27 protein-coding genes are annotated in these 26,284 nt (G+C 41.2%); 6 read left to right on the forward strand and 21 right to left on the reverse strand.

Features of this window, described 5'->3' with window-relative positions:
- Positions 1-8: 8 nt before the first annotated feature.
- From L4C37_RS00640 to vcdP, 16 genes are all read right to left on the reverse strand, one after another.
- Complete coding sequence (locus L4C37_RS00640) at positions 9-368, reverse strand: putative quinol monooxygenase (protein WP_137373511.1); 360 nt, start codon at positions 366-368, stop codon at positions 9-11.
- A gap of 25 nt (positions 369-393) precedes the next feature.
- On the reverse strand, positions 394-900 hold the full coding sequence (pgpA, locus tag L4C37_RS00645; protein WP_429767622.1) for a phosphatidylglycerophosphatase A: 507 nt from the start codon (positions 898-900) through the stop codon (positions 394-396).
- A complete protein-coding gene (thiL, locus tag L4C37_RS00650; RefSeq protein WP_429767623.1) occupies positions 900-1,871 on the reverse strand; it encodes a thiamine-phosphate kinase in 972 nt (323 codons plus the stop codon). Before thiL ends, pgpA begins: the two co-directional genes overlap by 1 nt.
- 161 nt (positions 1,872-2,032) lie before the next feature.
- Positions 2,033-2,500 carry a transcription antitermination factor NusB gene (gene nusB / locus L4C37_RS00655; RefSeq protein WP_137373508.1) on the reverse strand — a complete coding sequence of 156 codons (468 nt, stop codon included), beginning with the start codon at positions 2,498-2,500 and terminating at the stop codon, positions 2,033-2,035.
- Complete coding sequence (gene ribH / locus L4C37_RS00660; protein ID WP_137373507.1) at positions 2,500-2,970, reverse strand: 6,7-dimethyl-8-ribityllumazine synthase; 471 nt, start codon at positions 2,968-2,970, stop codon at positions 2,500-2,502. The genes nusB and ribH overlap by 1 nt, the downstream gene beginning before the upstream one ends.
- Positions 2,971-3,221: 251 nt before the next feature.
- A complete protein-coding gene (gene ribBA / locus L4C37_RS00665; RefSeq protein ID WP_137373506.1) occupies positions 3,222-4,331 on the reverse strand; it encodes a bifunctional 3,4-dihydroxy-2-butanone-4-phosphate synthase/GTP cyclohydrolase II in 1,110 nt (369 codons plus the stop codon).
- Between the two features lie 82 nt (positions 4,332-4,413).
- On the reverse strand, positions 4,414-5,070 hold the full coding sequence (locus L4C37_RS00670; RefSeq protein ID WP_137373505.1) for a riboflavin synthase: 657 nt from the start codon (positions 5,068-5,070) through the stop codon (positions 4,414-4,416).
- Positions 5,071-5,097: 27 nt separating this feature from the next.
- Positions 5,098-6,174, reverse strand: coding sequence for a bifunctional diaminohydroxyphosphoribosylaminopyrimidine deaminase/5-amino-6-(5-phosphoribosylamino)uracil reductase RibD (gene ribD, locus L4C37_RS00675; RefSeq protein WP_429767726.1), 1,077 nt, complete (start codon positions 6,172-6,174; stop codon positions 5,098-5,100).
- 41 nt (positions 6,175-6,215) lie between these two features.
- Complete coding sequence (nrdR, locus tag L4C37_RS00680) at positions 6,216-6,665, reverse strand: transcriptional regulator NrdR (RefSeq protein ID WP_137373504.1); 450 nt, start codon at positions 6,663-6,665, stop codon at positions 6,216-6,218.
- 167 nt (positions 6,666-6,832) lie between these two features.
- Complete coding sequence (locus L4C37_RS00685) at positions 6,833-8,083, reverse strand: glutamate-5-semialdehyde dehydrogenase (RefSeq protein ID WP_273293590.1); 1,251 nt, start codon at positions 8,081-8,083, stop codon at positions 6,833-6,835.
- Between the two features lie 64 nt (positions 8,084-8,147).
- Positions 8,148-9,287, reverse strand: a complete 1,140-nt coding sequence (gene proB / locus L4C37_RS00690) for a glutamate 5-kinase (protein ID WP_137373502.1) — start codon at positions 9,285-9,287, stop codon at positions 8,148-8,150.
- Between the two features lie 122 nt (positions 9,288-9,409).
- The gene (crl, locus tag L4C37_RS00695) at positions 9,410-9,799 is read right to left on the reverse strand and encodes a sigma factor-binding protein Crl (RefSeq protein WP_137373501.1); all 390 of its coding nucleotides are present in this window, start codon (positions 9,797-9,799) and stop codon (positions 9,410-9,412) included.
- Positions 9,800-9,915: 116 nt separating this feature from the next.
- Positions 9,916-11,169, reverse strand: a complete 1,254-nt coding sequence (gene frsA / locus L4C37_RS00700; protein WP_137373500.1) for an esterase FrsA — start codon at positions 11,167-11,169, stop codon at positions 9,916-9,918.
- A gap of 88 nt (positions 11,170-11,257) precedes the next feature.
- Positions 11,258-11,722 carry a xanthine phosphoribosyltransferase gene (gene gpt / locus L4C37_RS00705; RefSeq protein ID WP_137373499.1) on the reverse strand — a complete coding sequence of 155 codons (465 nt, stop codon included), beginning with the start codon at positions 11,720-11,722 and terminating at the stop codon, positions 11,258-11,260.
- Positions 11,723-11,762: 40 nt separating this feature from the next.
- Complete coding sequence (locus L4C37_RS00710; RefSeq protein ID WP_137373498.1) at positions 11,763-13,058, reverse strand: NCS2 family permease; 1,296 nt, start codon at positions 13,056-13,058, stop codon at positions 11,763-11,765.
- Between the two features lie 485 nt (positions 13,059-13,543).
- On the reverse strand, positions 13,544-13,630 hold the full coding sequence (gene vcdP, locus L4C37_RS22455; protein WP_489686366.1) for a small protein VcdP: 87 nt from the start codon (positions 13,628-13,630) through the stop codon (positions 13,544-13,546).
- A gap of 483 nt (positions 13,631-14,113) precedes the next feature.
- Between vcdP and L4C37_RS00715 the strand changes: the two genes are divergently transcribed.
- Positions 14,114-15,586, forward strand: a complete 1,473-nt coding sequence (locus L4C37_RS00715; RefSeq protein WP_429767624.1) for an aminoacyl-histidine dipeptidase — start codon at positions 14,114-14,116, stop codon at positions 15,584-15,586.
- Positions 15,587-15,712: 126 nt separating this feature from the next.
- Here L4C37_RS00715 and L4C37_RS00720 read toward each other — a convergent pair whose 3' ends face one another.
- The gene (locus tag L4C37_RS00720; RefSeq protein WP_137373496.1) at positions 15,713-16,252 is read right to left on the reverse strand and encodes a DUF3332 domain-containing protein; all 540 of its coding nucleotides are present in this window, start codon (positions 16,250-16,252) and stop codon (positions 15,713-15,715) included.
- A gap of 272 nt (positions 16,253-16,524) precedes the next feature.
- On the opposite strand from L4C37_RS00720, the gene L4C37_RS00725 reads away from it, so the two are divergent.
- On the forward strand, positions 16,525-17,571 hold the full coding sequence (locus L4C37_RS00725) for a succinylglutamate desuccinylase/aspartoacylase family protein (RefSeq protein ID WP_429767625.1): 1,047 nt from the start codon (positions 16,525-16,527) through the stop codon (positions 17,569-17,571).
- A gap of 153 nt (positions 17,572-17,724) precedes the next feature.
- Here L4C37_RS00725 and L4C37_RS00730 read toward each other — a convergent pair whose 3' ends face one another.
- Complete coding sequence (locus tag L4C37_RS00730) at positions 17,725-18,042, reverse strand: DUF3622 domain-containing protein (protein WP_137373494.1); 318 nt, start codon at positions 18,040-18,042, stop codon at positions 17,725-17,727.
- 189 nt (positions 18,043-18,231) lie between these two features.
- Positions 18,232-19,416, reverse strand: a complete 1,185-nt coding sequence (locus L4C37_RS00735) for an NnrS family protein (RefSeq protein ID WP_429767626.1) — start codon at positions 19,414-19,416, stop codon at positions 18,232-18,234.
- 277 nt (positions 19,417-19,693) lie between these two features.
- On the opposite strand from L4C37_RS00735, the gene L4C37_RS00740 reads away from it, so the two are divergent.
- A complete protein-coding gene (locus tag L4C37_RS00740) occupies positions 19,694-20,275 on the forward strand; it encodes a gamma-glutamylcyclotransferase family protein (protein ID WP_429767627.1) in 582 nt (193 codons plus the stop codon).
- 108 nt (positions 20,276-20,383) lie between these two features.
- On the opposite strand, the gene L4C37_RS00745 is transcribed toward L4C37_RS00740, so the two are convergent.
- Positions 20,384-21,001 carry a TetR/AcrR family transcriptional regulator gene (locus L4C37_RS00745; RefSeq protein ID WP_429767628.1) on the reverse strand — a complete coding sequence of 206 codons (618 nt, stop codon included), beginning with the start codon at positions 20,999-21,001 and terminating at the stop codon, positions 20,384-20,386.
- Between the two features lie 114 nt (positions 21,002-21,115).
- On the opposite strand from L4C37_RS00745, the gene L4C37_RS00750 reads away from it, so the two are divergent.
- Positions 21,116-22,165 (forward strand): MBL fold metallo-hydrolase, encoded by a 1,050-nt coding sequence (locus tag L4C37_RS00750; protein WP_429767629.1) that lies wholly within the window; start codon positions 21,116-21,118, stop codon positions 22,163-22,165.
- Positions 22,166-22,501: 336 nt separating this feature from the next.
- Positions 22,502-23,908, forward strand: coding sequence for an O-antigen ligase family protein (locus L4C37_RS00755; protein ID WP_429767630.1), 1,407 nt, complete (start codon positions 22,502-22,504; stop codon positions 23,906-23,908).
- Positions 23,909-23,994: 86 nt separating this feature from the next.
- Here L4C37_RS00755 and L4C37_RS00760 read toward each other — a convergent pair whose 3' ends face one another.
- A complete protein-coding gene (locus L4C37_RS00760; RefSeq protein ID WP_429767631.1) occupies positions 23,995-24,921 on the reverse strand; it encodes a LysR family transcriptional regulator in 927 nt (308 codons plus the stop codon).
- Positions 24,922-25,036: 115 nt separating this feature from the next.
- On the opposite strand from L4C37_RS00760, the gene chrA reads away from it, so the two are divergent.
- A complete protein-coding gene (gene chrA / locus L4C37_RS00765; RefSeq protein ID WP_429767632.1) occupies positions 25,037-26,179 on the forward strand; it encodes a chromate efflux transporter in 1,143 nt (380 codons plus the stop codon).
- Positions 26,180-26,284 lie beyond the last annotated feature (105 nt).

The raw sequence follows: 26,284 nt of genomic DNA on the forward strand, positions 1-26,284 counted from the left end.
ACTTAATGTTAGCAGCAAGGCTTCAACTTAGGTGCATCGTAGTTTTCTGGTTCATCTGAATAGATAGAAACATTAAATTTATCAACTAGCCCATCTTCAGAAACACATTGCTCTTCGAAGAAAGCCTGAATTTCACGACGCTGACAGTGTGCTTCGAACGCTTCGTTATCTGCCCAAATTTCATTGAATGCAATAGGGTAACTTTCCCCTTCAGCAAATGGGCTTTGAATATGACGTGTCACTGTATATTGGATGCAACCATCTTCACGTAAAGTGTTCGGTTCAAGCGCTTGTAGCACTTTAAATAGCTCATTTAATTTACCTTCTTTCGGTAGAAATTGAGCAATACAATAAACTTTCTTAGACATTTTTATTCCTATTATTCATTAACGACTAAACCAGCCAACCTGCATATCGAGCAATCGCATACAACGCGATACCAGCCATGATACCTGCAACGATATCATCAATCATAATACCTAAGCCGCCATGTATGCGTTTATCTAACCAACCAATCGGCCAAGGTTTTACCATATCGAAAAAACGGAACAAAATGAAACCCGTTAATAGCCACTTCCAATCTGTTGGTGGAATACTGAGAAGTGGCACAAGACCCATAGTGATCCAAAAGCCTGCAAACTCATCCCATACAATAGAACCATGATCGTGAACTTTCATGTCATCTGAAGTCACTTGGCAAATTTTAATTCCAACAATACAGCTAATCACTACGGCAATCACATAAGCCGGAAAAGGTAATTGAACCAGCAGAAAATACAATGGAATAGAAGCCAAAGTACCCATAGTGCCGGGAATAATTGGAGACAAGCCACTTCCAAACCCTGTCGCTAATAAATGCCATGGGTTCTTCAATGAGATAAGTGATAGAGGGTTTGTCATTATTTCGCCTTAAAGTGATCGTAACCACTTAAATCCCAGTTAAGCGGTTTATTGTTATCATGAATTTCAAAGTAGTCTACAGGTCTTATCTGACCAATGCAGGTGACTTTTGTCCCTGCGTGCGCCAACGCACTCTCTAGTGACCCTTTATTTTCTTCAGGTACGGTAAAGCACAGTTCGTACTCTTCACCACTGGTTAACGCATAGTACTGTGCTTTATCAATGGAGGTAGCATATTCCAATAATTCAACAGAGAGCGGTAGCAAACTTACATCTATACTTGCCCCTACTTCAGAGCGATTCAAGATATGCTTAAGGTCAGCTATTACACCATCTGAAATATCAATGGCTGAAGAAGCAAGGTCGCATAATGCACGCCCAGCTAACACTCTCGGTGTACTCAAATAATGACGCTTTTCCAATTCTTCTGCGTTTGGACGAACTCGATTCTCTGTATCAAGCAACACTTCTAAGCCAGCTTTGCTATCACCCAAGTTTCCTGTAACGTAAATCCAATCACCAACTTTAGCTCCATCTCGGCGCAGTGCTTTACCCTCAGGTACGAAGCCTTGAACCGTTAAGGTTAAACTTAAAGGTCCCTTAGTGGTATCTCCGCCAATGAGCTGAATACCAAAGTAATCAGCTAATTCAAAAAAGGAGTCACAAAAAGGTGCTAGCCATTCTTCATCGACTTCTGGCATCGTCAAAGCAAATGATACCCACGCAGGCGTTGCGCCCATGGCAGCCAAATCACTGATGTTGGAAGATAGTGCTTTATGCGCTACCCATGCAGGGTTAGCTTCAGGAAGAAAATGAGTACCCGCAACTAAAGTGTCCGTACTTATTGCAATCTCAACATTGCTAGGCGGTTTCACAAGCGCACAATCATCACCCGCCGCTAAATGTACATCTTTTCTTTGTGGTTGTCGGTTTACGAAATATTTGTCAATCAGGTTAAATTCACCAGACATCAGATAAGCCTATTGTTTTGTTTTTTGAACCTAGTAAACACGTACTCTTGTTAGCTATGCTGCTTTTTTAGTTACGTGTATTTAATCACTACAGTCACTTTATTTTAGTTACAAAAAAGGCCAGCATGATAGCTGACCTTTTATATTCGTTTATGAACGTATTACTTCTTACGTACATGTGGTGCAGCTTTATCAAGCACACCATTAACAAACTTATGGCTGTCTTCTGCTGCAAATACTTTTGCAAGCTCGATAGCTTCATTGATGACCACTTTGTATGGTACATCTTCACGACGAGTCATCTCGTACATAGCTAAACGTAGAAGAGCCAGTTCCATCAAATCAAGATCTTGCATAGGGCGAGATACGAAAGGACGAAGCTTGCTATCTAGTTCCATGTGGCTAAGAGCAACACCAGTCAGTAGGTCGCGGAAGTATGCAACGTCTGTTTCTGGCATAGCAAGAGCAGGCTCTGCTGCATGATGCTCTTCTTCATCATACTTACCACCAGATAAGAACTGTTCTTCAACAGTAGCAACATTTTCTTTAGTAATTTGCCACGAATAAATTGCTTGTAGAGCAAATTGACGTGCGTTACGACGTGCGGCTGGTTTCACACTGGCCCCCATTAGGAATCGATTTCAGAAAGAACGTTGATCATCTCAAGTGCGCTTAGTGCAGCTTCTGCACCTTTATTACCAGCCTTGGTCCCTGCGCGTTCAATAGCTTGATCGATCGTATCAACAGTAAGAACACCAAATGCTACTGGAAGAGAATATTCCAAAGACACTTGTGCCAAACCTTTATTACATTCACTACAAACATAGTCGAAATGAGGCGTACCGCCGCGGATAACTGTACCTAGAGATACAATAGCGTCGAACTTACCTGTTTTTGCAACGCGTTGCGCTACAAGTGGAAGTTCTACCGCACCAGGACAACGAACAATAGTAATATTGTCTTCGCTTACTTGTCCGTGACGTTTTAAAGTATCGATTGCACCAGAAAGTAAACTTTCGTTAATAAAACTGTTGAAACGAGCTATAACGATAGCAATTTTTGCATTTGGCGCTGGGAAGCCACCCTCGATCACTTTCATAAGCCTTCCTTTAACTATATTCATCAAGTGAGAATCGCCGGATTCTAGCATAAAACTGTGAGCAATATCTAATGGAATTTAGGTTTATACCTTAACCACGCTATTGGAATTGCAAGCTAGAATTCAACTCAGAAAAATTAATAAAGGAAACATGGTTGTTTCCTTTATTTTTATATTGATAATTCACGTAATACTGTGTTTTCTTTTTGCGTAAAATACTCATGTGAGCACTTGAACAGCAAAAGCCACAATTACTCACACACATATTCCACAACATTAAGACCAAAACCACCAAGTGCGTGGTAACGCTTCGAACTTGAAGAAAGTAAGCGCATATCATGGACACCTAGGTCTTGTAGGATCTGAGAGCCAACACCAACACGACGAGAGGTACCTTGCTTCTTCGCCATCTTTGGCTGTTCGTTCTTATCTTGAGCTTCAAAGGTCTTCACTTTGTGGATCAAAGAATCAGACGATTCTTCGTTGCCAAGGATAACCAGCACTCCACCTTCGTCACCAATGCGCTTCATCGCTTTATCTAGCGACCAACTACGCTCTGTACCACGGTCTGAATGAAGAAGGTCTGTGAAAGTATCATGTAAGTGCACACGAACTAATGGAGCACCTGCTGATAAATCCCCTTTCTGCATGGCGTAATGAATTTGGTTATCGATAGTGTCACGGTAAGTAACAAGCTCGAAGTCACCAAACTCTGTCGGTAAATGGCACTGTGCAACACGCTCAATTGTGGTCTCGGTGTTGTTACGGTATTCGATGAGATCAGCAATAGTACCCAATTTGATATCGTGTTTTTCAGCAAACACTTCAAGATCAGGGCGACGTGCCATTGTGCCATCGTCATTAAGAATTTCGACAATAACAGACGCTGGTTCACAGCCCGCTAGACGAGCTAAATCACAACCTGCCTCTGTATGACCAGCACGGGTTAACACCCCACCTTCTTGAGCTGTTAAAGGGAAAATGTGCCCAGGCTGAACAAGATCAGCCGCTTTCGCATCTTTTGCTACGGCAGCCTGCACTGTAACAGCGCGATCAGAAGCTGAAATACCTGTAGTTACCCCTTCAGCAGCTTCAATCGAAACCGTAAAATTAGTGGTGTACTGGGCATTGTTATCTTGAACCATTGGCGCTAAACCCATTCGATTTGAGCGCTCTTTAGTCAATGTTAAACAAATTAAACCGCGACCAAACATAGCCATAAAGTTGATGGCTTCTGGTGTTACATGCTCCGCAGCCATAATAAGATCGCCTTCGTTTTCACGATCTTCATCATCCATCAGGATAACCATCTTTCCTAGACGAATGTCTTCAATAATTTCTTGAGGAGTACTAATTGGCATTTTCTATTCCTATGAAATGGTTCAGCTTCCTAGAACCAACACGATTAAACCTGATGATATTACTTAACTTATTCTGTTTCAGTTAAGCAAAACCATTCTGCTGTAAAAATTCCATTGTAAGACGTGACTCAGGCTCAGCATTTTGCTGTTGCCCTTGTAACAAACGCTCCATATATCGCGCTAAAACATCCACTTCCAAATTTACTTTTCGCCCAACATTAAACTGGTCGATTGTGGTTTCGGATGAAGTATGAGGAACAATCGTCAATTTAAACGCGTTTTTACGTAAATCATTCACTGTTAGGCTAATGCCATCAACGGTAATTGACCCTTTTTGAGCGACATATTTAGATATCTCTTCAGGCATTTCTACCCAAAACTCGATGGCTCGTCCAACTTGGTTTCGCTCTATGATTTCGCCTACACCATCAACGTGACCAGAAACGATATGACCACCAAAGCGCGTTGTTGGCAGCATGGCTTTTTCTAAATTCAATTTATCGCCAGCTTGGTAATCAATGAAACCGGTTTTTTTTAATGTTTCTAGTGAAAGGTCAGCGCTGTAGCTATTCTCGTCAAATTCAACCACAGTCAAACACACACCATTGGTCGCAATGCTGTCGCCTAATTTAACATCAGACATATCCAACTTATTTGCTTTTACCGTTACGGTAATATCTTCTCCACGAGGAGTGATTGCGCTTAGGGTGCCAACGGCTTCTACAATTCCTGTAAACATATTCAAGCTCTTGTATTTTTAACGTGATTAATTCGATGCTTTCCAGCGCGGTTTTGCAATAATGCGGATATCAGGACCTACCATTCTAAGATCGCTAATATCAAGGTCAATAACTTCAGACATTGAATCAAGCCCAAGAGCACCCATTAGACCTCGTCCATCACTGCCCATAAGCTTAGGTGCTAAATAAAGGATTAGTTCATCAACAAGCTGCGCTTCCATCAGGCTTTTTGCCAAGGTAGCGCCCGCTTCAACCCAAACATGGTCAATATGATGTGCTGGTAACTGAGAAAAAAGAGCCTCTAGATCTAGCCCTTTATCCGATGCAATGACATGAATGTCAGCGTTACTTTCCGCTACTCTTAAGACTGCAGATTCAGAACGAAATAACTTCAATTCAGGCGTCAGTTTATTTTGGCGATCTAAGATAATTCGAACAGGTTGACGTAATGCGTCTTTAAAATACTGGCTTTTTAAGTTCGTTGAGAAATCCTCCCAGCGAACATTCAGTGACGCATTATCATCAATAACCGTTTGGCTTGTTGATAATACGGCTCCAGCTTTTGCTCGGAAATGCTGAACATCTTTTCGAGCTTCTGAAGAAGTAATCCACTGACTTTCACCATTGCTCAGGGCGGTTTGCCCATCCAAACTGGCAGCCATTTTTAGTTGTACAAAAGGCATACCCGTTTTCATTTTTTTAATGAATGCCGGGTTCAAATCATTCGCATCTTGCTCTAACAGCCCTACTTCAACAGTGATCCCAGCGTCTTGCAACATTGCAATACCGCGGCCGGCTACCTGAGGATTAGGATCGACCATGGCACAAATCACTTTTGAAACTTGAGCCTTGATAAGCCCTTCAGCACATGGAGGTGTTCGACCATAATGAGAGCATGGTTCTAACGTGACATAAGCTGTCGAACCTTTTGCTTGCTCGCCAGCCATTCTCATAGCATGGACCTCTGCATGAGGCTCTCCTGCCTTGTGGTGATAACCTTCACCAACAATATGACCATCATTGACAATCACACACCCTACATTTGGGTTAGGAGCTGTTGTATAGATACCACGCTTTGCTAACTGAATAGCTTGTGACATCATTTCAAAATCAAAGGGAGTAAATTTAGGCATGATAAGGCGTACTAGTCTTCTAATTTTGCGATTTCTTCACCAAACTCTCGAATATCTTCAAAACTACGATAAACCGATGCAAAGCGGATATAAGCGACTTTATCGAGTTCTTTAAGTTGGTCCATAACAAAGTTACCAATCATATCGCTCGGTACTTCTCGTTCACCAGTAGCGCGAAGTTGAGATTTGATGGTGCTGATTGCAAGTTCAATAGAATCAGCACTTACTGGACGTTTTTCTAATGCTCGTTGGACACCGCCCACCATTTTGTCTTCATTAAATGGTTCACGGTTTCCATTCGATTTAATTACTTTCGGCATCACGAGTTCAGCCGATTCAAAAGTAGTAAAACGCTCACTGCATGCTAGGCATTGACGACGACGACGCACTTGGTGCCCATCAGCAACTAGCCTCGAATCAATAACTTTAGTGTCGTTCTCTGAACAAAAAGGACAATGCATATCACCTCCAAACAATTATATTCAGTGTAACGGAATTGCTAAACGTTAGGAAAGAAAAAGGACCATTTAAGGTCCTTTACTCAGGTTGAACACCTATATATGCGGTTATAAATTAGTATTTATCACTCACTAGGTCGTACTCGCTGTCAGCTACGTGATGGATAAGTTTAACTTCGAACTAAGTAGTTCGCCTTACCTACCCACTTATAACTGGTTAACTCTTCAAGCCCCATCGGTCCGCGGGCGTGAAGTTTTTGAGTTGAAACGGCCACTTCAGCACCTAAACCAAATTGTGCGCCATCAGTGAAACGAGTTGAAGCGTTGACATAAACCGCCGCTGAGCCTACAGAGTTAATGAATAGCTCTGAGCTTTCTAAGCTATTAGTCATGATAGCATCTGAGTGGCTCGCATTATGAATACGCATATGGTCAACGGCTTCTTTTACATCCGCCACGACTTTAACGCCTAGCGTGTAACTTAGCCATTCAGTATCAAAGTCACCTTCAACTGCGTCTCGCTGGTCAGCAAAGCCTACTAATAACTCTTTTGCACTCGCATCCGCTACTAAAGTCACTTTTCCATCTAATCGTGCTTTAAGTTTCGCTAGAAACTCTGGCGCAATCGCCTCATGAACGAGCAATGAATCGAGTGAATTACATGCTGATGGACGCTGAACTTTCGAGTTTTCAACAACATCAACAGACTTATCAAGATCGGCACTTTCATCAACAAAAATATGGCTAATGCCAAAACCACCAATAATCACAGGGATAGTGCTGTTTTCTTTACACATTTTATGTAATCCAGCACCACCACGAGGAATGATCATATCAACGTAGTCATCCAATTTAAGCAATTGAGAAACTAGCTCACGATCTGGCTTTTCGATGTATTGAACAGAAGCCGCAGGTAGCTTCGCTTTCTCAAGTGCAGATTGGATTACTTTTACCAATTCCATGTTGGAGAAAAACGTTTCTTTACCACCACGTAAAATACTCGCATTGCCTGTTTTTAAACAAAGAGCAGCAATATCAATCGTCACATTCGGGCGAGCTTCGTAAATTACGCCAACAACACCTAAAGGAACACGACGGCGAGAAAGTGACATGCCATTTTCTAAGACTTTGCTGTCAATTTCACTGCCTACAGGGTCATTTAAACTAATAACATTGCGAACATCGTTAGCAATTCCAGTCAGACGCTCTTCATTCAATAAAAGACGATCAAGTAATGCTTCTGTTAAACCTGCATCTCGACCTAATTGAATATCTTTCGAGTTTGCTTCTAAAATTGTGCTGGCATTTGCTTCCAGCTCATCAGCAATAATCGCTAGAGCTTGGTTCTTTTGCGCTGTCGAAGCAGTCGCAAGGTGAAAGGCAGCCTCTTTTGCCGCAATACCCATGTTAGTTAAATCCACGTTTAACTCTCCTAAATTCTGTCTGTCTCTGAATGCTATTCTAAGGGTATGTTCTTCTAAAAAGTTATTCTTGAATCACAACCAAGTCATCACGATGAATGACTTCTGAACCATAGTCATAACCTAAAATCGCACCAATATCTTTACTGTGTTTACCGGCAATTTTTGCCAGGTCTTGGCTTGAGTAACTTGAAATACCACGAGCAATAACGGCTCCTTTCAAATCAGTCACTTGAGTCACTTCTCCACGAGAAAACTCTCCGCTGACTTTCGTCACGCCTTTAGCCAAAAGGCTACTACCTTTAGTGATAACGGCATTTACAGCGCCATCATCAATCATAATATCACCAGCAGATGCCGGCCCAGCCAGAATCCAGCGCTTACGGTTTTCTAACGCCTCGGCTAATGGTAAGAAGCGAGTGCCTTGTGGATCATTGCTCAAAGAGTCAAAAACCACATTTTCAGCACTGCCCGCTGCAATAATAACTTCAATACCAGCGCGACGTGCAATATCAGCAGCTTGCAACTTAGTCGCCATACCGCCAGTTCCTAATGTAGAACCACTGCCACCTGCTATTTTACGTAGCGTATCGTCAATGGTTTTCACTTCTTTAATAAGCTCAGCATTCGGATCTTTTCTTGGGTCTGCAGTGAACAGCCCTTTTTGATCTGTCAGAAGTAACAATTTATCTGCGCCACATAAAATGCCAACCAATGCCGATAAGTTATCGTTATCACCGACTTTGATTTCGTTAGTGGCAACCGCATCGTTTTCATTCACGATTGGAATAATGTCATTGTCGACTAATGCATTTATGGTATCGCGGGCATTAAGAAAACGTTCACGATCGTCAAGGTCAGCACGGGTAAGTAGCATTTGACCAATTTTAATACCATAAATGGCGAATAATGATTCCCATGCTTGAATCAACTGGCTCTGCCCTACTGCCGCAAGCAACTGTTTGCTTGCCATTGAGTTGGGGAGTGCGGGGTAACCTAGGTGTTCACGCCCAGCAGCAATTGCACCAGACGAAACCATGACCACTGAATGGCCTTGTTTTTTTAATTCAGCACACTGACGCACCAACTCAACCATATGAGCTCGGTCTAATGCTAACGTTCCACCAGTAAGAACACTGGTACCTAGTTTCACAACAACAGTTTTACGCTGTGCTGCGGTTCCGCTTTGTTGATTTGTAGTCATTGGGTCTTTTATGGAATAAAACAAATAAGAGGTAATGTTTTAGCAATCAAAGCACCAATTCACAAGTAGAAAAGGTGCTAATTAGCACCTTTTTATCTTATAGAGGAAGGTAACGCTTAAAATCAGACGAATTCAACAGACTCTTCATCCAATTGAACATTGATTTCAAACTTTTTGGAAAGTTCATCTACCAACTTCTGGTGGAAGGCTTCTTGGGTACGGCTAACTTCTGCTACTGCTTTTTTCGGCAAAGCCTGTGAATCCCAATCACCAGCAACATTGTATCGACCAATGTTATATTTTGCCGTAAATCCATCTTCTGATCGGTTTAGCTCTAACCACCATCCCCAGAACTCGCGTTCTTCTGGTGACTTTTTGTCACTAACACATACTGATAAACAGTCAAAGATATAATGCCCATCTTCAGACTGAGGTTCCCTCAGATATGGTCCAATCGCTTTAAGTGCGGTCAACAAACGGTAATGTGTAGGTTTCTTTGTCACTTCTGACATATTGAATCTCCATTTCAATGTTAAGAATGACGCCATCTAACAGTTTTTATAAATTATTGTTAAATGTCATATGCTTGCGCATACGTATATCATGCTTAACTAATTTAGGAGGAATGTCATCTAAATAATTCATCTTCCAGCCATTTTATCGCTAAATCGAGGGATTGCTCATACCCTTTTGTAATTGATTTAGATTTGATCATTTTGGCTTTACCGTAATCGCTGTAAATCGCAACCAATTGATTATCTGAATGAGGTGAGATTGGGTCGCCTTCTAGCGATAAAGCTAAAATCGGCACTCGAGTTTTGCTATTGGCAAGCAACCCTTGCACTTTCAGTGACCAAGCCATTAATTGCCCTGACAGACTATTAATATCGACCACACTTTTACCAAGACGTGATGCTAATACATCCAAATACATTTTGGGCATTTGTTTGAGTTTCTTGGAGTTTGCGAATATATCGTGAATAGGCGCCCCAAAAGTAACACAGGCTTTGATTTTCGTTTGCTCCATAAACGACAATCTAACCATTGCATTCCCGCCAAAACGAAAGCCAAATAGACCCACTTTATGGTGATCAACCCAAGGAATATTATAGAGCTCATTTAATACGGCTTGATGTAAACACGAAGAATCTTCAGATAAGTTCCAGTGAGAACTATGACCAATAGACGGCATATCTACCGTTAACATCGCAATATTTTTGGGAGCTAAGAAATCACGGAACAAACGCCACATATCGGTTTGTAGACTGTCTAAACCCGCACTCACAATCACAACTGGCTGAGGCTTATCCGTTTTGGTGAGGTGTAAATGCGCTTTGATTTTTTTATTCTCGTATGGAATCTCGATCTGCTTAACAATAAAATCGGTCTTTTTGATGGCTTCGCTGTATGCCGAATTCGCAAGGACTTGCGCCTGTGTCGCTAAATTATCGTTTTTAAGGTGAGGGTAACCAGCAATACTAAAACACAAAGATGCCGAAAAGAGCTCTTCTGCAGCACTGTTATCATCCAAGTTGTTTGAACGTTTTTGGTGTCGCATTCCCAATTTGGTCCACTCATACGCCCAGTTTCCACTGTGGTATCCCATCACAGTATCTAACCACTCATCACTCGTACGGGAATGAGTAGAAGAGGCGATTCTAGAAAGCACTTCTTCTTGTTCTATTGGATCAACACCCTGCCACACCCACTGCAAGCGCCTTAAGTTTCTATACCAAGCTTGATCTTGCTTTGCTTTCTTTTCGTCAAGCAATTCAATTGAACTTGGCATATAACGCGTGAGCATGGATGTCTCTTTAGCTTGCTTATGTTTTACAAACAAGGTTTCTGAGAGGTTGCTGCTGGTTTCTTTTGATTCAGACATGGGCTTACTTAGTAGGGAACTATTATTCTCATAATATAAAAAAAAATGCCCCAATAAAGGGGCATTTTTCATAAATCGTAACTAGAGCTTACTTTTGCTTGCGGTTAATAGGCTCAATAAACGTGATGCCTGTATCCCACGGTTGCTCAATCCAAGTGTCTTGAGCAATATCAACAATATAATCATCAAGTAAATCAGCGCCAGACGGCTTAGCACATACCGCAATAAGTTTTGCTTTCGGGTACATTTCACGAAGCTTACGGGCAGTATCACCGCTATCCACTAAATCTTCTACAATCAAGAAGCCTTCGCCATCACCTTCAGGCGCTTTAACTACTGTCATATCACGTTGGTGATCGTGGTCGTAGCTAGAAATACAAATCGTATCAACATGGCGAATACCCAGTTCACGAGCAAGAATTGCACCTGGAACTAAGCCTCCACGGCTTACAGCCCAGATTCCCTTCCACTGCTCTGCAGGCATTTGCTTTTCTGCAAGTTGGCGACAATATGTTTGCATGTTGTCCCAAGAGATGACGAATTTTGTAGTCATAGTATTGAACCTAATAGTTATAAGCTTGTTGGTTTACGAATTAAGCAGCAGTTAAAACGTATTTTAAAATAAAGATTGCAGACATCACCCACACACTAAGTGAAACATCACGGCCTTTACCACTTGCTAGTTTGATTGCAGCGTAAGCAATGAACCCTAGAGAAATACCTTCTGCTATAGAGAAAGTCAGTGGCATTAATAGACACGTCACGACAACTGGTGCAGCTTCCGTTAAATCACGCCAATCGATGCTAACTAAGCCAGATAGCATTAGAATTGCTACGTAGAAAAGCGCACCAGTTGTCGCGTAAGCGGGGATCATACCTGCTAATGGCGAGAAGAATAATGCAAGTAGGAATAAAATACCAACTACAACCGCAGTTAAACCTGTACGACCACCAGCCGCAACACCTGAAACACTCTCGATGTATGACGTTGTATTTGAAGTACCTAATAAAGCACCTACAGATGTAGCAGTTGAATCAGCCAGTAGCGCTTTGTTTAAACGTGGAATTTTTCCATCTTTACCGATTAGGTCAGCTTTTTGAGCCACACCCACAAGCGTACCTGCCGTATCGAAAAGATCGACGAACAAGAAAGCAAATACAACAGAGATCATGCCAATTTCAAATACAGCTGAAAAATCTAACTGTAGAAATGTTGGAGCAATGCTTGGCGGAGCAGAGATAATACCCGCGTATTCAACATCACCAAAAATAAGGCCAAGACCTGTAACCGCTAAAATTGCGATCATCACACCGCCTTTAACACCGCGATGTACAAGAGCAATAGTAATGAAGAAACCAATAGAGGCGAGAACAGCAGGTACCGACGTAATTGCGCCCATAGAGACTAATGTCGCTGGATTATCAACAACAATGCCTGCATTTTTCAGTGCGATAAACGCAAGGAATAAACCAATACCCGCAGAGATACCGGTACGCAGTGACATCGGAATTGAATTAATTATCCATTCACGAATGCGAAAAATGCTTAAGAAAATGAATAGCACACCGGAAACGAATACAGCAGCAAGTGCAACCTGCCATGTGTAACCCATGCCTAAAACAACGGCATACGTAAAAAATGCGTTCAACCCCATACCCGGAGCTTGTGCGATTGGGTAGTTTGCTACGAAGCCCATGATGAAACAACCAACGGCAGCAGCAAGACAAGTGGCAACAAATACAGCCCCATGATCCATACCAGCATCTGCTAGCATCGCTGGGTTTACAAAAATAATGTAAGCCATGGTTAAGAAGGTTGTTAAACCAGCAATGATTTCAGTGCGCACATTTGTGCCATTTTCACTGAGTTTGAATAGCCTTTCGAGCATTTTCATTTCCTATAAGGGTAAAGGTAAACGGTTGCGTAAACGATTGGCTTCGGATTATAAAGTTATAAAATAACAAATTCCAGATAGAATTAAGACTCTAATAGATATTTATGACAAACATTACGAAACTAAGGACATAACAGGGAGGAAGGGTTTTAATTTAGTGCTTATAAAACAATAAAATACATTAGATTACTATATATAAATCTAATGGTGCTTTTTTATACTTCACACCAATTTTCTAAACAATATAAGCCCAATAGCTCATCATCAACCTAATGAAATGCATTACAACTTCAACATAATTAGTTATAAGCATTGGTTGTCTATGTCTGAGCTTAAAATTTACACACTGAAAGTAACAGGCAAAAAAAACGCCACTCTAAAATGAGTGGCGGTAGAATTACTCAACCAATATAGGTTGTAAGAAAAATTCTTAATAAATATAGGGGTGAACAAACTGTTCAAGTCACATGCAGTTGGTCTTAGTAACCAAAGCTTGTTGGGTATGCAAAGTTGCCAGTGTAAACAGAGTTGTTAATCCAGAACATTGCAGATGGTAAACCTTTCATAAATATCACCTTATTAAATCAATAAAAATTAAGTTTGATTTCTCAGTTCCATGGAGGCGATAAAACGGACTCTTCCTTTGAGCATTTCGTCTTCACTGCTGAAGTTGGTTTTAATATACCCTAAAGAATTTTTATTACAAGAATTATTTGCACTACATCACACTTTTTATTAAAAAAAGCTAAAAACCCTTAGTAAAATGTAATTAAATTACAAAAAAGACAATTACAAACGTTTGCTTGACTAGTAATTATGCACTTACGCACTTATCCATTATTCTTTAGTGATCTTATAGACAAGACTCCTTTCAAATATTGAAACATTTGAAGCTTAGAAGCCCTACTCGTAAAAAGGCACTAGTGGTATGCTGTCGCCATCAAACAGAGCCATATTTTAGTTCTTTACTCTATATCTAGTTTTTTCATCTACATATTAAGTATGAACACTCCAATACCTGTGGCTAAAATATACAAAAGGAGTCATCCGTGTCTGAATTCCATTCTGAAATTAGCAACCTATCTCCAGCTCCAATCTGGCAGTTTTTCGATAAAATTTGTTCTATTCCGCACCCTTCAAAACATGAAGAAGCATTAGCTCAATACATTATCTCTTGGGCAAAAGAGCAAGGTCTTGACGTTCGCCGCGACCCAACTGGAAATGTCTTCATTAAAAAACCTGCAACACCAGGAATGGAAGGCAAGAAAGGTGTCGTACTGCAAGCTCATATCGACATGGTTCCACAGAAAAATGAAGACACAGTGCATGACTTCACTAAAGATCCTATCCAACCATATATTGATGGTGAGTGGGTAACAGCGAAAGGCACAACACTAGGTGCAGATAACGGCATGGGTATGGCTTCATGTCTTGCAGTATTGGCATCAAACGACATTAAGCACGGTCCTCTGGAAGTACTTCTAACTGTAGATGAAGAAGCAGGCATGACTGGTGCTTTTGGTCTTGAAGCTGGTTGGTTAGAAGGCGACATTCTTCTAAACACAGATTCAGAGCAAGAAGGCGAAGTTTACATGGGTTGTGCTGGCGGTATTGATGGTGCAATAACATTTGATATCACTCGTGAAGCACTTCCTACTGGTTTTGTTACTCGTAAACTAACGCTGAAAGGCTTAAAAGGCGGTCACTCTGGTTGTGATATTCACACAGGTCGTGCTAATGCGAACAAACTGCTTGCTCGTTTTCTAGCAGGTCACGCACAAGAGCTTGATCTACGAGTTGTTGAATTTAAAGGTGGTAGCCTACGTAACGCTATTCCTCGTGAAGGCTTCGTTACTGTTGCAGTTCCTAGTGAGAACCAAGAAAAACTGGCTTCTCTATACAACTTCTATACTGAGCTTCTTTCTACTGAACTTGGCAAAATTGAAGACAGCATTGTGACTTTTAACGAAGAAGCAACAGTTGAACTAGGTGTACTTGCACAAGCTGACCAAGCACGCTTTATCGCTGCACTTAACGCATGTCCGAATGGCGTGATTCGTATGAGTGATGAAATTGAAGGTGTTGTTGAAACGTCTCTTAACGTTGGTGTTATCACAACAGAAGAAAACTCAATCACTGTTCTTTGCCTAATTCGCTCTCTTATCGACTCTGGTCGTAGCCAAGTAGAAAGCATGCTTCATTCTGTTGCTGAATTAGCAGGCGCGAACATCGCATTCTCTGGTGCTTACCCAGGTTGGAAGCCAGACGCAGATTCAGAGATCATGCACATTTTCCGTGACATGTACGAAGGCATCTACGGTCATAAACCAAACATCATGGTTATTCATGCTGGTCTTGAGTGTGGTCTATTCAAAGAACCTTACCCTGAAATGGATATGGTTTCTTTCGGTCCAACTATCAAGTTCCCACACTCTCCAGATGAGAAAGTACAGATTGATACCGTTGAACTGTTCTGGAACCAAATGGTTGCTCTACTAGAAGCTATTCCTGAAAAAGCATAGTTGCTTTAATTGCTGTTTTGAAAGAAACACAATTTATAAGAACAAAATAAAACAGGTACTCATTGAGTACCTGTTTTCTATTTGCAAAGCTATTTCATTATGTAAAGTGATCCCATAACGAACGACTTAAGCACGCGAATCTGCGTATGCTTCCAATTCTGTCATTGAAGTTTGAGAGATCATTTCTCCATCAAGGAAGTAAGTCACAACTTCACCTTCACGAATACCAATCAGCGTCGCTTTCTCTCCAGATAAATACGTAATATTCATTTGAATAGTATTTTCGTCGATCTGCTGCATCTCACCTTTTTCAATCATATGAACGTTTGAAATTGGTCCTACTGGAGCTTCTGTTAATGACTTATCCAGTTGATCATTAATATCGATGTAAGTATCCATCTTCGAATCAAAGATATGTGGTGTACCCGTGATTGGGTTTTTACCTGTCCAAAATTCCAGTGAGTTAATCACTAAATAATCAGCAGCAACCGTTAAACCATAAACTGGGGCTAATAGAAGGTTCAGCCCACCACGTGCGTAACGGTTATCTACCGCCTTAAGGTTGAACTTCATTAAATATCCAGTCACAGCATTGCTACCAACGCAGCCAGACAAAGCAACCGCCACAACAGAAAGTGCGACAATTTTAGCAATTGATTTTTTCATGATTATCTCTATTTCAACAGTACCCCCACAAAATTGGGGGGCTGGATGATACCGATAAACAATTTTACTTTTATCAGGGAATTGTCAGAAATAAAGCTAAAACCAAATTGCCTAATTAAAGTTATAGCATTGTTTTAAAAGAGAATAACCTACAAAAGCATCTCATGATTAATATTATTTGTCGTGACCTCAAAGCGATTGATTCGTACTAAAAATCAACGATTGTTACATTCCCTCAAAAGCATAAATCACTTTATTGGGAACTCTCTACGATGGCACGACTAAAACTGAATAACCCTTTTGAAATGCTTGGGTACACTGTACTGCCCGGTCAGAGAATGGAGATTGAGCTGCAAGCCGCTCAGCTATACACTCACTCACCACTTTCTATCCCTATTGAAATCATTCATGGCCGTCAAGCTGGACCAACCTTAATGGTCAATGCTGCCATACATGGTGATGAGTTAAACGGTGTTGAGATAGCAAGACAGCTCACCAACGCAATTGAGCCGAATAAGCTTAAAGGAACATTAATTGTGGTTCCTATTGTGAACGTATTTGGTTTTATACATAAATCTCGTTACCTGCCAGACCGACGTGATTTAAACCGATGCTTCCCGGGTAGTGAAAAAGGCTCATTAACATCACGTATTGCTTATACTTTTTTCGAAAGTGTCGCGAAGCATTGTGACTATATTTTGGATCTACATACAGGTGCGATCCACCGAACTAACTTGCCACAAATTCGTGCGAATTTATCTAACCCAGAAACTCTGAGAATGGCAAAAGCCTTTGCAACACCTGTTATTATTGATTCACCACTAAGAGATGGTTCATTACGAAGTGAAGCGGAAAAACTGGGAATTCCAGTTCTGACATATGAAGGCGGAGAAGCATTACGTTTTGATCACTTAGCCATCCGAGCGGGTTACTTAGGTATTCACCAAGTAATGAAAGAAATTGGCATGTTAAGACCAAACCGTAAAAAGCTACCAGAACCAGTGATTAGTCGATCAACCAGTTGGATTCGCGCTGAATCAGACGGTATTTTACGTAATATGGTTAGGCTAGGTGAAAAGGTAGAAGCAGGGCAAACTCTGGCTTACATTAGCTCACCACTTGGTCACCAAGAAACTCAAATCAAAACATTGAAAGGCGGAATTGTAATTGGACAACAAACCCTTCCTTTAGTAAATGAAGGCGATGCAGTCTTCCACCTTGCGTATTTCAAGCAAGATGATGACGATGTTGAACAAACCGTTGAAACCTACATTGAAGAAGTGGCTGAAGATAATTGGCTAACTGAGCTTAACAACTAGCGCTTAATGACTAACGCTCAATGGCTAAAGTTCAGAACGAATAAAAAGATTCGGTAAAACTAAAAAGCCCCGATATACACTCAGAATGAGTAAACATCGGGGCTTTTTTATGCGCTCATTCTAAAGAGAAAAAGCGCCATCAATTTAGGCTAATTACTCAGCGTCAAAATCATCAGCTTCGCGAGCTTTTGCACGTGCTTCACGAGCTTGCTCTGCTTTTAGTTCTTTAGTGTGACGAATTTCATCACGCTCTTTACGCTGTTCAGATTTACGCTCGTTACGCTCAGCTTGGTTCTTAATGAAACCAGCTAGTTCTTTTTCAGCCCACTCTTTTGCAAGCTCTTCTGTTTCAAAACCGTTTTCACGTTTAGAAACGGTAGTGCTGCGAGACGTTACTTGGCGAGTGATTTCAGCCGTCCAACCAGTGCGTTTTTCAGAAAGGCGGATATCGAATTTTTTGCTTTTAGACATGTATTTTTATTTCCTAAGGGAGATCATTAAGGGATCGGTCAACTTTGATAACTCCATCTAAGTGAGCATCTTTCAACACCATCCCTTGGTAAGCGCGGTATTAGAGCACAATTCAATACACATTGCTGCAAATATTTGCCGTAGATCACACCTTCTTTGCTTGTGCCCTTTCACTCTTGCATTAGCCAGTTAACCCGGATGCCCATCAACCCTTGGAGTTAATAACATTAAGCCGAATTTCCACATGAACATCACATAAGCTAACACCCAAAGCCCTGCGCTAATATTAACCATTTCTATCAGATATACAGGGAAAAAAGCGACACCAACACTGCGCACTAACGCGGCAACAAATATAGCGAAAAAAGCAATCGCCATGCTCGGACCTTTGTAGATCGCTCGACCAGTGTGTCCCATTGTTACTCGTGAAATCATCGCAATGATTAGTCCGCCTAAAGCGCCAATCGCAAATAAGTGAATCATATTGTGGTTGGCAAATGGATTATCCAGCAAGCCTCGTAATAACAAGCTCAACGGAATACAAAGATAAGCAGTATGTAAAGACCACACTAAAGGCTCAGACAATGTTAACCATGGCTTCCAACGCATAAAACGAACAAGTTGCGCGATACCAGCCAGAACCATTAATGGCGCTCCCACTTGTGCAAAAGTCAGCGGGAAGAAACTTAAAATGAATAATGCGACGAGCGGTAAGTTCGCAACCCACTCTAACCAAACCAGTGGTTGGGCTTTTTCAAAATTAAAGCGGCGCGCGGTAAAGAAAGGAATAACCCTTCCCCCCATAACTGACAGTAACAGGGTAAACCACCACAACATGGCCTGCCACACCGCCGAAGAAGGGAAAGGAGGAAGACCTTTAATGGTTGCGTAACTCGCAAAGTTCGCCACGATTGCCAATATAAATAAAGGAACGAAGAATAAGTTTTTCCACCCTTTAGGTCGAACTACTCTAAAGCCCACTTCGTAAGCAACCATTAATAAAAACACCGCTTCGATTGAGGAAATTAACCACATTGGCGCAGGCGTCCAAAATAGTATTCTTGGTGCTAGCCATAATGCCACCAACACACCTAACCTGTGATGCTTGGTTCCATTGACGCCTGTCCAAGTTTGAACAGCAGTGAGCACAAAACCTACGACAATTGCCATTGAAAATCCAAAAAGCATTTCATGAACATGCCACCACAAGGCTGGTACTTTTAGCATGTCAGGCTGACCGTATTGAAACATCAAAGCCCAAGCCGCAATGGCAATAACCGCATAGGCACTGCCCAAGAAAAAGAACGGTCTGAACCCTAAGCGAAGATAAGCGGGAATAGCATCCTCAACACTTTTATCGGTGATATTTAACAAATTCACTCCTAACACTCTAAATGGCAATATAAGCTTAAGGTTATATTACACTCAATCATTCAATTACCCATATCAATGCAGATTTTAAGCCAACAGTATAAAACCAATAAAATCAGCACTTAACAATACACCCTCAGCTAAAATAAAGTCACAAAGACTCACCACAAAGGGTCACTATGACTACAGAGTGTCATTAATTACAGGTTAGGCTACTTTTATCTTGGGTTAACTTCTAGTAATAATAGGATTCAATCACTAAAGCAGCACAAGGAATGGTATGTATATTTTCGGCTATGGCAGTTTAATGAATTCGTCCTCAAGACAACTCACAGGGCAAACCGGCGCAGCCATTCCTGCAATAGTGCATGGTTTAGTTAGGCATTGGAGTAAAATAGACGATAGCTACGTGCTATCCCCTTTAGTGGTCAATAAAGGTCAAGGGCAAGTTAATGGCGTACTTTTAAAAGTCGATGATGAAGCACTAGATGAATTCGATATTCGCGAACGTGGCTACCATAGAATCAAGCTTTCTCCGGAACAAATTGAACTCAATATTGATTCAAAAAGTCACACTGAAGCTTTTGACTCACAGCAAGCCATTTGGGTTTACATCAATGATGAAGTGATTGCTCCCTGTGAGCAAAGCCCTATTGTGCAAAGCTACGTAGACACTGTCATGGCGGGATGTTTAGAAGTCTCTGAAAAATTCGCAGAACACTTCGTAACACACACTAAAGGCTGGCATCACCCTTTTGAAAATGATCGCCACCAGCCTAAATACAACAAACTTGCTGGTGTTGCAGAGCACCACCATAGTGTCATTGACGGTTTGCTGATTGATGTACGCTGCGAAGCCTAATTACGTACTCATGAGGTTTATTAACTCGTAAGCTTTAGGATCATAGTGTTCCAAATGCTAAACAGTTAAGTCGTTTAGCTGTTTAGCCGTTTAGCCGTAAGCCCATCACTATTTTTTAGTCTTATAATGACTTAAAAATAATTGTGTGGTTTGCAGAGCAAGTTCATGTGATTCACTATCGGTAAGCGAAGCTTTCACACCCATAATTTGGGGCCAAAACGCACTGCCTTTTACTAAACTATGAAGCTGAGTTCCAGCAAGTACAACATCATCAATACTGAGTTTCCCTTGCTCATTTTGGGCTTCTAACCAACGAAATAAAGCCGTATCTTGCTTCGACATTTTTGCTTCTTGCTCTTTCAGTTCATCAGGCTTATAAAAATAATGCCCTAACGCCACTTTCGCTAACTCAATATAATGCGGTGCGGTCACAACTTTAATTTCACTTTCAAGCAAAGCTATCAACTGTTGTTCAAGAGGCAATAAACTCAATCCTGAAATATCATCTTCAGCCATTGCACTACGCCAAAGCTCAGACAACAGCTCCATCACAATCGCTTCTTTAGAGTTAAAGTGGTTATACACCGTTCTTTTGGATACTTTTGCCATCGCAGAAAGCTTATCCATACTAGTATTTTGCACACCAAACTCTTGAAAGGCTTGTTTCGCCGCCAGCAAAATAGATTCTCGCTTTACTTCACTACGACCTTTTCTTTTTATATTCATGAGCTTAGTTACTCTAATTCAATTCATTGATTTCTATTTTACACTAGTCAGTTTACTTTTAAAGCCTTTAATGTAAACTACACCGTACAGTTTACATTGAAAAACGAAACTGCCATGAAGAAAATACTATTAGCGACTGTAGGAGTCTTTGCCATGAGTTCATCACTGACCGCTTGTTCAAAAGTAGAAGAAGAAACCACTTATCCAAATAAGTTTACAAATACAGAGCTTGAGTATAAAAGTGGCCTGAGTGACATCCTTAGTATCGCGAAAGCTTACTTTACAACGGAGCGAGCTAACTCTACTCCCACTTTTGAATTACCTGTTCATACCATTACCGCTGAACAGTTAGTGACAGAAAAGGAAGACGCTATCTTTCGTTTAGGGCACTCCAGCGTGGCGATGAAGCTTGATAATCAATTGATCTTAACCGATCCGGTATTCAGTGATAGAGCTTCACCAGTTCAGTGGGCTGGTCCAAAACGTTTTCACAAAACACCGATTACACTAAGTGAATTACCTAACATCGATACGATTGTGATCAGCCATGATCATTACGATCACTTAGATAAAGCATCAGTCAAAGTTCTCGCAGAAAAAACCGGGCTGTTCTTAACACCATTGAAAGTTGGTCAGCTACTGATCAAATGGGGGGTGCCTCAAGAAAAAGTGGTTGAGCTAGATTGGTGGCAATCTCACACTCATAACGGTATTGAATACACACTCACACCCACTCAGCACTTCTCAGGTCGTGGGCTAACGGACAGAGATGCCACTCTTTGGGGAAGTTGGGTGATCAATGCTCAAGAGAATAAAGTCTTTTTCAGTGGCGACTCTGGCTATTTCGGTGGGTTTAAAGAAATTGGTGAGCGATATGGTCCATTTGATTTCACCATGATAGAAACCGGTGCTTATAACAGCCTTTGGTCCGACATCCACATGTTCCCAGAGGAAAGTATCCAAGCTCACATTGATTTGAAAGGCAAGGTCCTGATGCCTATTCATAACAGTACCTTTGATCTATCTATGCATGACTGGAATGAACCATTGCAACAAGCCATGGAACTGAGCCAACAAAAAAACGTGACTATGGTCAGCCCTGAAATTGGGCAAAGAATGTCATTAAGCGAACCACTTTCAGTGAATGCTTGGTGGAAAGATTAATACGTGAATTAGAACTCGGTAAATAAAGAAAAAGCGCTAGGGGGAACTAGCGCTTTGATTTCCTACTAAATCCATTTAGTAAAGGAGAACTTTTGCCTACATAATATAGACAGGGCTTAGTTTTCATATTACAAAACAAGCCTAAGAAGGATTGATATGACTAAAAGGAGCTTTAAATTAAGTATAGTCACAAACTCAAATTTCTCGCGTTTATTTGCTTCTTTTTACTCTCTTCCTATCTCAACGATTGATTCTTTTTTAAACCAATCAAGAAGCCGTGTTTTACACTAGGATTATAGATACATATTTCAGAGAGCTATACGGGGACAACCGCCTATGAAAGCAGAAGGGATTCTTCTCTCAAGTTTATTATTTTTAGCTCTCATTGGTTTACTTGTTTTCAGCTTTAATACTTTCATTTCACGTGATGACATCATTCTTCTCTACGACGCCAAACGTTTCTTCGTTTGTTTTTTAATTCTATTCGCTTGGTGTGCTTTACTCTATTCAAACACCCTCAAACAACAAACCTATGACAGGCTCATCCACTTAAATCAAACCACCCGTATCCTGCTTACCATTATGCTGGTTGGAGCCTTGATTGCGAACACATTGAGTGAGCACCCTCTTCGCTCCCACACTGATTTCTTTTACCTGCTAAGCTTAGGCTTATTAAACGTTTTATTTTCCATATCAGCGCAGAATCATCGAGTTCGAATTTACATTTATCTTTCTTGGATCTCTGTCTTACTGTTTCTTTCAGTACTCACTGCATTTTGGATACGGGTTTACTATCAATTAGATACGACCATCCACTCTATTTTCGGCTTTGCTAACGCGCGTTTTCTTAATCAAATGCAAGTGTGGCTAGTGCTACCTACTTTGTATCTAGCGATAACACAGCGTAGGAAACCTCTTCTATTTAATTTTCTTAGGTTAACTTTGGCGATGCATGTCGCTATTTTTATGGCGTTAGATGCTCGGGGAGTTACGATTGCGGTCACAACAGGAGTGTTACTGTGGGCGTGGCTAGATAAGCCATTACGCGGGTTGATATTAAAACTTCTCTGGCAAAGCATTGTATTCGGCATAATTTTAAAGCTAGTGATACTAGAGCCTTTACCTGCTTTTCTTGTCTACGGTGAACCTTTCTCTATTTCAAAAATTCGAACCGACTCTCAAGGAAGATTAGCACTATGGAAAGAGTCATTAGAAATAGCTCAATGGTGGGGCTATGGTGGAGGCGGGTTTGTTTGTCGAACATCATCTGCTTTTGGACATCCACATAATTCAGCTTTATTACTACTGGTTAACTGGGGAGTAATTCCAGCCCTAAGCTATCTAAGCTTGCTGCTTTACACTTTCAAACATGTACTCCAAAGCACACTGCGCAAAGTAAGAGTCACAGGGTTAAGCTTACTGACAGGTTTTGCATACAGCTTAATTTCCGGAGTGCTCACCATGCCTTTAAGCCAGTTATTAATGACCTTAACTCTTGGTCTTTTCTGGTTTTCACTAACCTCTCGGAATAGAACCTATTCAGCCTTTAAATCTCCCCTCACTCGAGCTGGTTCATACTTCCAAGCTTTCTTATATATCACCATCATATGCGCTGTCTTTTCAATATTGGCAATAACGTACAAAAGTTACCTGCGTATTGAGGGATACGAAAACCATGTCGCGCACAAAAAAATCTATCCGCAATTTTGGATGGGGTATAACTGTGAAAAGTCACTATATTAATAAAAATTTTGATACCTAGAAACGGTGATTAAACCTCATGTTTAACTAAGTCTCATGCTTAACAAAATATCACGGTTAGCTAGGCATCACGGCTGTTCAACAAAGCTTGAGATAGAGTCATGCACTAACGCCCTTAACCACTGGTTTTTCTCGGTATGTGCCACACCTTTACGGTAAATAAGCGAAATATCAAAATCGGCGATAGGTAATGGCGGCTCAACAGACGATAGGTGAGTTTCACCTAAGTCTATTTTTACCATGAGTTCTGGAACAATACATAACAACGCCCTGCCAGCAATTAAGTGCCGAATAGTGAGAAAGTTTCGCGATGCTACCGCCACTCTTCGACTTAAACCTAACTCCCCTATCATTTCATCCACTTGTGTTTTCAAATGCCCATCGGGACTCACCAAGGCATGAGGATACTGAACAAATTCTTCAACACGAAATGGAGAAGACAAACTGACTTTTGTTGGATCGAACATGCATACGTGCTTTTCAGTATAAATTTTCTCAGCGGATAAAGAGGAATCCAAAGCAGGGAAGCTTCCTATCATCACATCGACATTTTCTTCAGTTAACAGCTGTTGGTAATTATGTCGGTTAGCATGCACAAAGCTCACCCGAGACTGAGGGGCAGCTTGAGAAATCGCGTCAAAAAGGATTGGTGCGAAGATCAATTCTGCATAATCAGTTAGTCCAATTTTGCAGGTTCCTTGATAATGCGTTGGGTTAAACTCTTCGGTCGTAAATACGCTCATTTGTAACTGAGTGAGAGACTTTTGAATGATGGGGGCAACCTGGTCGGCTCTTTCTGTTGGCTGCATTTTATGACCTTTTCTTTCAAATAATCGGTCTCCCATGAGCTCTCTTAATTTCGCTAAGCTGTGGCTCATAGCAGACTGACTCACAAAAACTCTTTCAGCCGCTCCTGTCACGCTTCCAGTTTCATACAAAGCCATAAAAGCGACTAACAGGTTTAAATCAATACTCTTCCAATTGAATTCATTCACACCAGACCCACCCAATTAATTTCATTCATAGTTAAAATTAAAACTATCGATTTGAATCATTATAATTCATTTTTTATTCTAGCGACGATCATAAACCATCACTGAGTAAACAAAGATGTTCTCTATATTCAAAACCTTCTTTTTATTAGGTTGGGTAAGCTTTGGCGGACCTGCCGCACATATTGGCTATTTTAGAAATGCTTTCGTGGAAAAGCGTAAATGGCTAAGTGATGAAGAATACGCGCAGATTGTCGCTTTAAGTCAATTTCTGCCAGGTCCGGGGTCAAGCCAAGTAGGGTTTGCTGTGGGTTACAAAAAAGGAGGACTGTTAGGAGCGGTATCTGCTTTTGTCGGGTTCACTCTACCTTCTGTTATTCTCATGCTGCTACTTGCCGTTTTAAGTAGCCAGTTCACTGAATCATCACTCTTTCAAAGTATTATTCACGGCCTAAAGTTGTTAGCAGTTGTCGTGGTTGCCGACGCTTGTTGGGGGATGTACAAAAATTTTTGCAAAGACAAACTTACCGTCGGGTTATGTGTATTTACAGCTATTGCACTGCTTGTTGCCCCGAGCATCATGACTCAAATTGGTGTGTTGATCTTCGCTGCTCTATCAGGTAGCTATTACCTAAAAAAAGGAGAAGCGAAGCCGTTTAAAACGTCTGAATTGTCATTCACTCCTCTCATTATTTTTATCTCGTTACTGATTGGATTACCTGTTGCGGCATCTTTAAGTGACTCTGTTCAATTGTTCTCTGATTTTTATCAAGCTGGCAGCTTAGTATTCGGTGGCGGTCATGTGGTTCTTCCATTACTGCAAAATATTGTTGGCGATACAGTTAGCCAAGATGCATTTTTAACAGGCTATGCGGCAGCGCAAGCCGTACCTGGTCCAATGTTCACACTGGCAACCTATGTCGGTTATGAGATGCTTCCTAGTGCACCATTAACAGGAGCGTTCTTAGCGACCATCGCAGTATTTTTACCGGGCTTTTTATTACTACTTGGCGTACTTAAAAACTGGCAAGCATTGGCAAGCCAACCAAAAATTGCAGGAGCGCTGGTTGGGGTCAATGCTTCAGTTGTGGGATTACTATTAGCTGCGCTGTATAGCCCTGTATTTACCAGTGCTATTTTTAGTGCTATCGACATGGCACTTGTGATCACGGGTATTTACTTACTGAAACAGCTCAAATTACCTATCGTGTACTTAGTGGCTTTCTTTGCATTATCAGGCGCTTTCATTGGTTTGATTTAAAGCTCGTTACTCACTCAGAGTAACGTTTGGGCTTTGGGCTTTGGGCTTTGGGCTTTGGGCTTTGGGCTTTGGGCTTTGGGCTTTGGGCTTAAAGATAATACCCAA

The organism is Vibrio kagoshimensis (assembly GCF_050337535.1).
Classification (GTDB): Bacteria; Pseudomonadota; Gammaproteobacteria; order Enterobacterales; family Vibrionaceae; genus Vibrio; species Vibrio gallaecicus.